Annotated in this window: 10 protein-coding genes; 2 read left to right on the top strand and 8 right to left on the bottom strand. The window is 42.2% G+C overall.

The genetic code is table 11. The features are described from left to right. Positions 1 to 75: 75 nt before the first annotated feature. The 8 genes from EKM92_RS12340 to EKM92_RS12305 form a co-directional block, all read right to left on the bottom strand. The gene (locus EKM92_RS12340; RefSeq protein WP_125711245.1) at positions 76 to 1,032 is read right to left on the bottom strand and encodes a glycosyltransferase family 2 protein; all 957 of its coding nucleotides are present in this window, start codon (positions 1,030 to 1,032) and stop codon (positions 76 to 78) included. A gap of 18 nt (positions 1,033 to 1,050) precedes the next feature. Continuing rightward, a complete protein-coding gene (locus tag EKM92_RS12335; RefSeq protein WP_125711243.1) occupies positions 1,051 to 2,361 on the bottom strand; it encodes an O-antigen polymerase in 1,311 nt (436 codons plus the stop codon). Between the two features lie 11 nt (positions 2,362 to 2,372). Continuing rightward, the gene (locus EKM92_RS12330; protein WP_125711241.1) at positions 2,373 to 4,343 is read right to left on the bottom strand and encodes an HAD family hydrolase; all 1,971 of its coding nucleotides are present in this window, start codon (positions 4,341 to 4,343) and stop codon (positions 2,373 to 2,375) included. Between the two features lie 20 nt (positions 4,344 to 4,363). Continuing rightward, positions 4,364 to 5,428, bottom strand: a complete 1,065-nt coding sequence (locus EKM92_RS12325) for a glycosyltransferase family 2 protein (RefSeq protein ID WP_164509998.1) — start codon at positions 5,426 to 5,428, stop codon at positions 4,364 to 4,366. A gap of 581 nt (positions 5,429 to 6,009) precedes the next feature. Beyond that, a complete protein-coding gene (locus EKM92_RS12320) occupies positions 6,010 to 6,501 on the bottom strand; it encodes an RNA polymerase sigma factor (protein ID WP_125711237.1) in 492 nt (163 codons plus the stop codon). Further along, positions 6,498 to 6,944, bottom strand: a complete 447-nt coding sequence (locus EKM92_RS12315; RefSeq protein ID WP_125711235.1) for a hypothetical protein — start codon at positions 6,942 to 6,944, stop codon at positions 6,498 to 6,500. The genes EKM92_RS12320 and EKM92_RS12315 overlap by 4 nt, the downstream gene beginning before the upstream one ends. A gap of 47 nt (positions 6,945 to 6,991) precedes the next feature. Next, positions 6,992 to 7,486, bottom strand: a complete 495-nt coding sequence (locus tag EKM92_RS12310) for a sigma factor-like helix-turn-helix DNA-binding protein (RefSeq protein ID WP_125711233.1) — start codon at positions 7,484 to 7,486, stop codon at positions 6,992 to 6,994. A 182-nt stretch (positions 7,487 to 7,668) separates the two neighbouring features. Beyond that, complete coding sequence (locus EKM92_RS12305) at positions 7,669 to 8,535, bottom strand: hypothetical protein (RefSeq protein ID WP_125711231.1); 867 nt, start codon at positions 8,533 to 8,535, stop codon at positions 7,669 to 7,671. 347 nt (positions 8,536 to 8,882) lie between these two features. On the opposite strand from EKM92_RS12305, the gene EKM92_RS12300 reads away from it, so the two are divergent. Continuing rightward, complete coding sequence (locus tag EKM92_RS12300; protein WP_125711229.1) at positions 8,883 to 9,647, top strand: YveK family protein; 765 nt, start codon at positions 8,883 to 8,885, stop codon at positions 9,645 to 9,647. Next, positions 9,647 to 10,423, top strand: a complete 777-nt coding sequence (locus EKM92_RS12295) for a CpsD/CapB family tyrosine-protein kinase (RefSeq protein WP_125711227.1) — start codon at positions 9,647 to 9,649, stop codon at positions 10,421 to 10,423. Before EKM92_RS12300 ends, EKM92_RS12295 begins: the two co-directional genes overlap by 1 nt. The last annotated feature ends 103 nt before the right edge of the window (positions 10,424 to 10,526 follow it).

The following is a 10,526-nucleotide window of genomic DNA, read 5'->3' as shown; positions in this document are numbered from 1 at the left end:
AAGCGGCTTGTTTGAGTTCAAGGCAAAAATCTTCAACTTTGGATCAGCATAATGCTCTGGCATGGTTTCCTCCACCTATTTTTCTTTTTCAAAGATCTGGATAATCTTCGTAAATACTGACCGATTGAGGCGATAAAGAAAATAATACAGCTTATATTGCCTTCTTAACCCACCAAAACCATTTTTAATCAGAATCAATGTTCTCGACTCAATTTCTGTATTTTCGACTATCGCAGAAATTAGGCACATCATCGCAATATTTGCAATTACACCATCCAAAGCCCCAGAAACTTCTGGTTGGACACTGATTACCTCAGTACGCACACACTGAGCGGCATCTAACCATGACCGATAATCAACGTTTGTCAAACCTGAACTTACGCTGTCACTATTATTAATCGTGTAAGAATACAAGGTTGCACGTGTACGCATTGATTCACGAATCAAACCTACGTATTCACAACAGAAAAGCATATCTTCCCACATACGGAATTGTTTAAATCTAATCTGACCTAGATCAATAATACGTCGCTTGAACATCTTGTTCCACAAGTACCCCTCGCAAGATTGTTGTGGGTTATCGACCAAACGCAACATCTCTTTAAAAACATCGAGTTGTGGTTCACAGTGGCGGGTGAACTCTCCAACAAAGAGGCTTTCATTTTGATTATCGGCAATGGAGAAATTGCAAATTGCTAAATCTGTACCTTCTATTGTTTTCAAGAGATACTCAAGATAATGCTCTGACACAACATCATCTGCATCGACAAAACATATATATTCACCGGTAGCATGCTCAAGTCCAAAATTTCTGGCACTTGCAGCACCACTGTTTGTAGTTCTAAAGTAATGAATTCGATTATCTGAAGCTTGAAGGGCAAGACAAATATTTTGAGTAGTGTCAGTCGAACCATCGTCAACAATAATTAATTCAAATTTTTTATAGGACTGTCGTATAATACATTCCACCGAGCGGGCAATCCATTTTTCGGAATTGTACGTCGGCATGATAACACTGATTTCGTTCCTCATCTTTATCCTCGAGAGTAATCATCTAAGTGATTGAATATGCTGAGTGGTACGAAAAGATAGTCTTCGGAAATACAAATCGAACACTCCAATGCCAACAATGAAGTAAATACCCTCCATGCTGAAAATCGACTCAAAAAACTTGTTAGAAAAGAAAGAAAACATAATTGAAAATGCCAGATATCCATAAAACATGATAAAGTACGTCACTCTCGGTGAACTTGTAAATTTTATATGATCATAGATTGCCTGACAAAACATCCCAAGAAATGCCATCATACCACCAACGCCAGCTAGACCGAAATCGGCGTATAGGGGCATGAACAGTGTATAGACATTACCCAAACCTACTCCATTCCACCATCTGTACTGATAGTAACTAGCAACTTGAAAATATGAATTCTTAGTGAAATCGTATACTCGAGAATATGTACTAGAAAACGTCTGTGCACCAAACAAATTCTGGTGAAGATGTCCTTCTCCAAGAAATAACTCAAGATTCTTCATAGGCGCGCCCAAGTAACTTGATAAGACTTCGAAGGAATTCATGTCCTGTAAAGTTCGTCCTTGAAATTCATTTAAAAAGTTAAAAAGAAAAACCAACAAGATGAACAAAAAACCAGCGATAAAGACAGCGCGAATGTTGATGGACTTCTTCCAACCAAATAACTTACTTCGAATCACAGTAAAGTAAATGAAGACAGTAATGATATACATAAAGAAAGTAGTCTTTGTACCAGTTAACAGTGAACCAGCAACCCCAATAAGAATATTGAAAATTAATAGCCTGGAATTATGCATTCCGTGTAATTTGTTATTTGCATACACAAATAGTAAATAATAAATTCCCGAAAAGTTTAAAATCTGCCCAATACTTACAATTGATGAGCCAGCCTTACTTCCAGTCCGAGCAAGCTCATAGTATGCGCCAACGGTCTTCGACAAAGACGACAGGCCAAGTGATCCCCCCGTGGTACGATGAATCATGAGTAAAATCATCCCAAAAAGTAGCAACTGAAATACGAGATAAACGATAAGTTGCATTGATGGGATACTAATGGCTTTTAATGGGTAAATCGATGGACGTCTACCCCGAGAGTCTATTAATGCAGTGAGATATGCAGCAAGTACGAAAGCTCCCACACCAACACCGAGGACTTTTGCAAATTCAATGTTTGAGAACTGATAGGTGGTATTGAAAGCCCAGTTAAACACCATTGAAATCCAAATTGTAACTACTAGTAAAAATGCGGGTGCAGCCACATCTCGATGAAAAATAAAAACTGTAACTATGAGCATGGCCGTAACCATCAGCACAACTAACTGGATCATAAAAACACCTCTTAGTTACTTGCACGACGTAAAACGTCGAAGAGTCTTTGATAAGGAATATTCAGACGTAAGAGCCGTTTTAAGAACCCAGTCTTCCACTGCGAATCGAACAAATCGTGAACTAAACGATGCGGATGAACTAAATAAGTGATGTAGTGACTAGGTTTCGCAAGATAAACTTTCTGACTATTGTTGAAGAATTGAAAATCCCCAAAAGCATTAACATCTTTCATACTTGGATTTACTCCAATTACTTGCAAATTATTAAACATCGTGATTGAATCTTTCCCAACAAATTCACGAAGAGGCGAGTTCGAGAAATCTTCTATAAACTCAAGAGCTCGTTCCTGTAGTTCCCCTACGTGAACCGCCTCAGGTGTTGGTTCATCATCAACTGAATATTCGTAGGGATAGCGTAATGCTACGAAATTCTGATCGCTTTGAATATAGCGTTTCACCGATCCAGATTGTTCTAAAAATAATGTTTCGAATAATCCCACGAATGGGCGTTCTAAATCTTTACCCGAATGATGAAGGTTGTCAAACACATACCCCCTTGCTGAATAATCGTATTTTCCTAGATTCGATTTTGCTTTTGCAGTGAGACCTACATAATACCCCACGATATTCGCATCAAAATGATTTGCTTGGAGGGTTTCTAAAAGGTATTTCTGCATTGAACCACCCCACCCAATATCTACTAACGCAGTTTTTTTATTAAAATCATGTTGATTTAAGTAACCAATTAAATCTGCACGTTCGGCATCAGCGTTGATCATCACATCCGTATATACATGCTGAAGTAATTTTAAAAACATTTTATTCGTACTCAGAGAATCGCGCTTCAGATATGTGGCCTGATCAAAACCGAGCCTCTGAATTTCCTCGAGGTACTCGGTAACATCAAGGCCCAGACTATCGAAAATTTGCGAAATATTCGTCATGTTGGGTACCGTCAACTCGCCCAGAATGTCATCTAGGCTCATGTCTCGATGATATGCCGGTATTCTTAGGCTCCTCCGTGACGCTTCAAAATAGCAAACTTCAAAGTCTTTATCGAATCCTAGGCATTCAAAAGCGCGTTTCATAATGTAACCATCACGCGCTAAAAAAAAGACCTGTTTGACATTATCCTTTCTCAATTGGTCCGCTAACCACATACTAAATCCGTATAGCAATGGTCCAAAAGCCTCATACCCAAACTGAGAAAAATAATCATTAGAACTAAGTGTATGATTATTAAGAAACGCTTCAAGAAAATTAGTAGCGTCAGCTGACTTCGTATCCGTGGGTTTATAATATTCGTGTAGCTTTAAATTGTAATAAGTTCGGATCTTGACTGAAGAGATTCCGTGTTTACGTGCAGACACAAAATCAGCACGAAATGAATTCCCGATGTGTAGGATATCATTCCTATTAATCTTCAGATTCCTGACCACGTAATCAAATAAGGCACCTTCTGCCTTACTCAAATTCAATTCATTTGAAATGTATAATCGTTGGAAACCAGATATACCACATTTGGTCAAGAGCCGAGTGATAGTCTCTCGATCGAGATACATGTCGGAAATCAGCACTATTTTTTTATTATTCTTGCAATAGTCATAGAATGAGGCCATCTCGGGATTTGCGATGGCAACTTCAACTTCCAGTTCCTTTTCAGCCGAAATCAGCTCAAGCTTCTGTTGCCCATCAGTGTCATCAAATTGGGCATAAATATCCTCAAGATTCACTTCTCCAGATGGTGATAGTTGTCTAGCGCGCGCCTCTGCATTAATGCGTCGTTTCGCAAAATTCTCTATATGATTCTTTTCTTGCATCAACACAAATAAATCCGTTGGAATTGGAACATCCCGTTTTAGTAAAGTATCAAATATATCAAACGAAACATATTCAAAATTATCTGCCTTACCTATTAACTTCTCTGGGGTACAAGACTCAAAATTATCTAATTTTAAGTGCAGCTTACTCCGAATACTCATAGAAATAAACACCTTTTCTGTTAGTTTTCTTTGATAGCGCGGTTCACAATAGTTGATTTCATTTGATAAAAGGTACGTGACATATGCGTCTTCACAAATCCAATTGTCTTACCCATCATGATGCTGCATCCGACCCAACGTTGTTTTATTGGAATAGATAGTATTGAAAGTACCGACGACTTTAACTGCCCATCATGCATAGCCTGGATAGTGAGGGGGTCATTCAATATTTCTCGAACCAGATTAATCTTATCTGGCGCATTGGACGTACTGACATTTTGTACACATTCGATTAATCGTCCGGCATAATATCCGTAAATGTTACTTAAAATATTGGAATCAGTGATATTCCAATGCTCGTAAAGTCTTAAAATATGCGTAAACTGTTCTTTTCTCTTTTTGAACAGCTGCCCGTCAAACACCGTCGTTGTCTCAGATCCTGGACGTGACCTAAAAAAATGATATCCAAATGTATTACATACAGCAACGTGTTTAATATTCATTAAGACTTCCACATTAAAGTGCAAATCATCCCATTTAACGTCAGGAAAACGTAAATGATTATCTTGAATGTAGCTGTTTAGATAAAATTTATTCCACGGAACTGCCAACATCGTATTATCAAAGTATGTATGCATGTGTAGCTTCACAGCATCATTGTTTTCGAAATCAGCTGCAGGTTCAGAAACATGGTATGAAAATGCCGTTCCGGCTTCGACATACTTCATTGTAAACCCAGACATAACTAATTCTGCCTGTGTCAACTCAGAATAGTCGTACATTGTCTGGATATAATTAGAGTCAATCCAATCATCAGAATCCGGAAAATATAAGTATTTTCCGCGTGCCACATCAATCCCTGTATTTCTGGCACTTGGTGCACCGCCATTTTGCTTGTGAATAACTCGAATACGTGAATCAGTTTTAGCATAACCATCTGCAATGGACCCACTCTTATCAGGTGAACCATCATCAACAATAATCAATTCAAAATCACGGAACGTTTGCGCGAGAATACTCTCTATGCATTTCGGTAAATATTCTTCAACGTTGTATACAGGGGTGATAATAGATACTTGAACCACTATAGTTTCCTCACTTCATTTTAAAAATATCGTATCGCTTCTCAGCATTCTTATCTAATCCTCAACCATCTGGCACTGTACATTATCTTTCAGAAATGTCTATCTGGATACTGGATTCTACTGCGTGAAAGTCAACACTTCTTGGATGCGTGAACAAAGATCCTCAAACTTGGCATAAAAAAGCTAAGGCTGGCTTACTACTTAATAAGGCAGTCTATCAATTAGTATACCGTACTTTATTGCAAGTACAACGACTGCAAGCGGTTAATATTTCTTGATACAATCTTGTAATGTTATTCCATGCCAAGATTAACTATTCATCAGTTGCAAATACGCAAAATATATTCTACTTTCATCATATGAATAAATGTTTTTAATACTCGGTCATGCCATTTTTGATGATTCAAACCGCCTGTTTATCAATTGTACGCTGTGCTTATGACATAATGTGTCCATTTTTGTGCCGTTGTGTGTTCAAACTTTTATCCCTTTATTTGAGCTTTAAAACTTTCTCCACAACAATTTCCTGTCCAGTCAAAGAAAGAAGCTCCAGAGTGATTCGCCCCAGAGCTTCATCCCCATTATTCACCTTTCACCCGCGCGTAGATCTGTTTCAACTCAGTCGCATACTCCATCACAGCACTACGACCCATCCCCAGTACCGCCGCGATTTCGCGTTGCGACAAGCCATCTCGGAATAATCCGATCATCGCTTGATCACGCTTTGGGAGACCTTGAACCAATTGGTCAACAAAAGATTGTTCTTCAAGCGTGGTGGCCTTCACAAAACGATAATGCTTACCCATCTCTGTCGTTTGCGATGCCTGTTGCTCAACTGTTGTTCCAAGTTTAACGATCAGATACTCCCAAACATCTGAAAGCAATGCAAACTGGACTGAGCGCTCGAACTCGGTAGGTGATAGACCGTTGCTCGCTGCTTGATGCTGATAATGCAAATAGCGCAACCGCGCATACAACAACAGTTCATCGAAGTCAGGATCGCCCCACTTCACTTCAAATTGCGCCAAGACTTCAATGATGACTTGATCATCAACTTTCACTTCTGGTTTCATTTGTTTGCCCCCCTACTTTGAACCTTCATCAATGGTCGTTCATACAAGCTTTCCAACTTAGAAATCGTGACTTCGACCCAGTCGCCGCTAGCACCCAGTTTTTCAAGAATTTGTGGTGCCGATAAACCGACCGCTTGCAAAAGATACAACACATCGCGCTCATTTTGTGTCAAATGTGTCCAGATTGCTAAATCACGTCTAACTTGAGCGCCTTCGTGTTGCCTGCTTGCTAGACCGACATGCAGGTGAACTGCCGTGGCGGCCTCGGTAAGCACAATCAATAACTCACGCCGACTGAGGTCTGGATCTTTGGCTAATTGACGGAAATAGGCTTGCACCACGTACCGTCGCAACACACCGGCGGCGCGATCAGTTGGCAACACTCCAGCTCGAAGTAACACTTCATAAATCAAATGCTCGACAAGATCGTCAACATTGTTCATGCACATCAACTCCTTCTACTAAAACAAGCACAATATGCGCTCAGCTCCTACGTTTGTCCCAGCACCTTCGTCATGATTTCCCGAATCTTTACCACCTGCCCATGCACCGCTTGCCGTGAAATTCCAAGTTCACGGGCAATATCGACTTGCTTCATACCACCATCGATCATCATCACCAAGATCTGTCGCTGCAATTCAGTCATCGATCCTAACGCTTCAGTGATCATCTCACGCACCTCCATTTCTGTAATGTCCACACCAACAATAGATTCAACTTGTGCATTCACGCGACTGGCGCGCTGTAAATCTTTCACGATCGAGCCACGTTGCTTTTCAATATCCAAATAGATCAACCTCCCAACACCGCGGTTGAACGCGACATCAGACAACTCACCGCGCTTTTCATAGTGGTAGACATACTGCAATCGTGAAAAGCTCAACCAATCATCATAGTCTGCGTCGCCTTGCCTGATATGCGCCCGCGCTAAGGCTTTATACAAGATCTTCATGTTCTTCGCTAATAACTCAAAGCCAACTCCCATTGCAATTCCCCCTTGCAAGCTTTGATGCGGTCAGGATAACGCGGGGATGGATGGGACGCCAAGTAAATGACCTGACGCCTATTTCACGGCGTTTCTCGCCTGATAAGTTCTCAATTTAATCCAAAAATAAAGACTGAAAAGCCGGTTTAACAGCATTTCAGTCTTTAGATGATTCCTTAACTTTATTTATTTTTGTTTTTTTGAGACATTTGTTTCAGTTTTGCGATGATTTCTTTCTGCTTTGCCTTTTCTGCCCGCTTCTCCTGCGCTTTGTCTTTCTCCTCTTGTTTATTGGCCAACGCCTCAATCGCGGCACCACCTTCACCACCAGAGCGTGCGATCAAAAACGAGTAAGTCGCGTCGATATCTTGATCAAAAAACCATTTACGGATCGGAAATTGAGGCGCGACCGGCGTGGGGTGAAATGGCGGTAACTCAATATCTAGATCATCAAGCTTGTTGCCAAGGTTGGCAATGGCGTATGTATACACAATTAAGGCTTTGCGTGAGACGTAATCCATTAACAAACTCAACTGCAACGGTGAAACGAGTGGCTTTTCACCGGTTTTTGGTTGTGCCGTCCAACTGATCACCTGATCATTAGCTGAATGCGTCATAAAGTGCAATTTGCCGTGTTCGATTTCAATGGCTTCGCACCCAGGGGTGAAAAACCAAATGCCATACGGATTCGCGGGATCTGCAGACCAGAAACTATGCTTACCACAACTGGCAACACGCAATGGATTCTTGAGTTGACCAAGCTTGTTCTCCCATGATTCAAGGGCATGATGATAGACTTGTTCCCAAGTCTCTTTATACTGACGTCTGGTATTCAAATAATAATCTTGCCACCGCGCTTCTAAATTCCGACACAACGCTTCTGGGGTTTGCTCACTGTAGAAATATTCGCCCGCATTGGTGACACAAAGCGCTTGAAACTTTGGATGCGAAAGTCCCATCACAAAGGCGATTTGATGAAAGTTGAACTCGACTAATAACTTCGGGTGCTTGGGAACGGTGATCAATTGCGATCCTCGACGTAGTTCCATGGTGTTGCCTCCTATATAATTATTAATACAGGATTATTGTGAATCACCCCGAACTGATCGCCTAGATGATCAGCGCATTCAAAAATATATTTACAGACAAATTCGTCATCGCTTACATGTCATTGAATCCCGCATTCAATGACACCCCCGCGCACCACCCACTTCTCCAACGCCTGCCAACGCAACCATCCCCCATCATTAAATTCCCACAATCTGCCGTGAAATGTTTCAAAATCCCTCCATAAGTCATGCAAATATATTCCACTCATGGGTAGTATGTGGTAGGAAATATGGTAGAATTGAATAGTTTTAACATACACACGCACACATATTCTTAGGAGGTCCCCATGGAGGACGACGTAATCAGCCTCGGCCAGGTGTTCCAGACGCTGAGGAAACATATTATCATGATCATCTTTTTTGCCATCGCGGGGTTGTTAGTTGCCGCTGGGGTCACTTATTTTGTCATGACGCCAATGTACGATTCCAGTGCGTTGATCTTAGTCAACCAGAAGGAAAACACCAGTCCAGCGATGCAATACAACGCGGTGCAAACCGACTTGCAAATGATCAATACATATAAAGATATCATTACTGAACCGGTTATTTTGGACCAAGCGGCTAGCGACTTACGCGAAGCCGGTCAATTCAACGGCACTGCCGGCGACTTGAAAGCAGCACTGACGATCTCTAACAACACGAATTCTCAAGTGGTTAACGTGACGGCGCGCGCGAAGAGTCCTTATGTGGCCCAAGACATTGCCAACGCAGTGACTCGCGTGTTCCAAAAGAAAGTCACCAAGATCATGTCCAACGCCAAGAACGTGTCGATCATTTCTAACGCCAAGTTGCAAACGAAGGCGGTATCCCCACGCAAAACCATCAACATGGCAGTCGGCTTGTTGGCAGGCTTAGTGTTTGGCATTTTGCTCGCGTTCATTCGCGAACTCACTGACAAAACGGTCAAGTCCCCAGAATTCATCACCGAAACGTTGGGGTTGCCAATGCTTGGGACGATTTTTAACATCGACGATCACGACATGAAGTTTGGCCAGACGCATTCCGCGCATAGCGCCAATGCCCGTCGCACTCGGACTGGAGGTGTGCGCTAATGTTTGGATTCGGTAAAAAGCGTCAAAAAAAGCTTGAAGACTTGTCGATGCACAAAGGCGTCGGCTTGATCACCGCTTATGCGCCAAAGTCTCACATCTCTGAACAATTCCGGACGTTGCGGACGAACATTCAATACTCCAACGCCGATCAACAGATCAAAACGTTGGTCTTCACCTCTAGCGGCCCTGCCGAAGGGAAATCCACGATTTCTGCGAACGTTGCCGTGACGTTTGCTAACCAAGGCTTGCGGACCTTGTTAGTCGACGCTGATACGCGCCGCCCGACTGTGCATGCGACCTTCTCATTGTTGAATGAACGTGGGTTGGTCAACTTGCTGACGAGCAAAGAAGACTTAGACCTCGGCGAATACATTGTGCCGACTTCAGTGGAACATCTCAGCGTGCTGCCAACTGGTCCAGTGCCGCCGAACCCTTCTGAATTGTTGAGTTCCAAGCGGATGGAGCGGTTGATCAACACATTGTCCAAGAACTTCGACATGGTGATCTTCGATGTCCCACCGTTGGGTTCTGTGACTGACGCGCAGATCTTAGCCTCCAAAGTCGACGCAACGGTGCTGGTCGTGCCATTTGGGATTGCCCAAAAAGGCGCCGTCATTGCCGGCAAAGGCTTGCTCGAACAAGTCGATGCCAACATCATCGGCGTTGTGCAAAACCGCGTGCCGCAAGAAGCCACTGGTTACTATGGTTACTACGGTTATTATGGCAACTACGGGTACTATGGTAAGAAAGATAAAGACGACAAAGCTGCTAAGTAAGCGGCGTTGTGGGAAGTCCGTCGAGACATCGACGGGCTTTTTGTTTCGACTGTATATGAAAAGCGGCCTCACATCTGGTAGTGTGAGGCCGCTTTGTCTTTGC

Source organism: Lacticaseibacillus porcinae, from assembly GCF_003946305.1.
In the GTDB taxonomy this organism is placed as follows: Bacteria; Bacillota; Bacilli; order Lactobacillales; family Lactobacillaceae; genus Lacticaseibacillus; species Lacticaseibacillus porcinae.
Note: the sequence above shows the minus strand (reverse complement) of the source record. Positions and strands in the feature narration are given on the sequence as shown.

Coding starts and splice junctions, on each gene's coding strand:
- EKM92_RS12295 (WP_125711227.1), top strand. CDS start 9,647: ATGTTTGGATTCGGTAAAAAGCGTCAAAAAAAGCTTGAAGACTTGTCG.
- EKM92_RS12310 (WP_125711233.1), bottom strand. CDS start 7,486: ATGGGAGTTGGCTTTGAGTTATTAGCGAAGAACATGAAGATCTTGTAT.
- EKM92_RS12340 (WP_125711245.1), bottom strand. CDS start 1,032: ATGAGGAACGAAATCAGTGTTATCATGCCGACGTACAATTCCGAAAAA.
- EKM92_RS12315 (WP_125711235.1), bottom strand. CDS start 6,944: ATGAACAATGTTGACGATCTTGTCGAGCATTTGATTTATGAAGTGTTA.
- EKM92_RS12305 (WP_125711231.1), bottom strand. CDS start 8,535: ATGGAACTACGTCGAGGATCGCAATTGATCACCGTTCCCAAGCACCCG.
- EKM92_RS12320 (WP_125711237.1), bottom strand. CDS start 6,501: ATGAAACCAGAAGTGAAAGTTGATGATCAAGTCATCATTGAAGTCTTG.
- EKM92_RS12300 (WP_125711229.1), top strand. CDS start 8,883: ATGGAGGACGACGTAATCAGCCTCGGCCAGGTGTTCCAGACGCTGAGG.
- EKM92_RS12330 (WP_125711241.1), bottom strand. CDS start 4,343: ATGAGTATTCGGAGTAAGCTGCACTTAAAATTAGATAATTTTGAGTCT.
- EKM92_RS12335 (WP_125711243.1), bottom strand. CDS start 2,361: ATGATCCAGTTAGTTGTGCTGATGGTTACGGCCATGCTCATAGTTACA.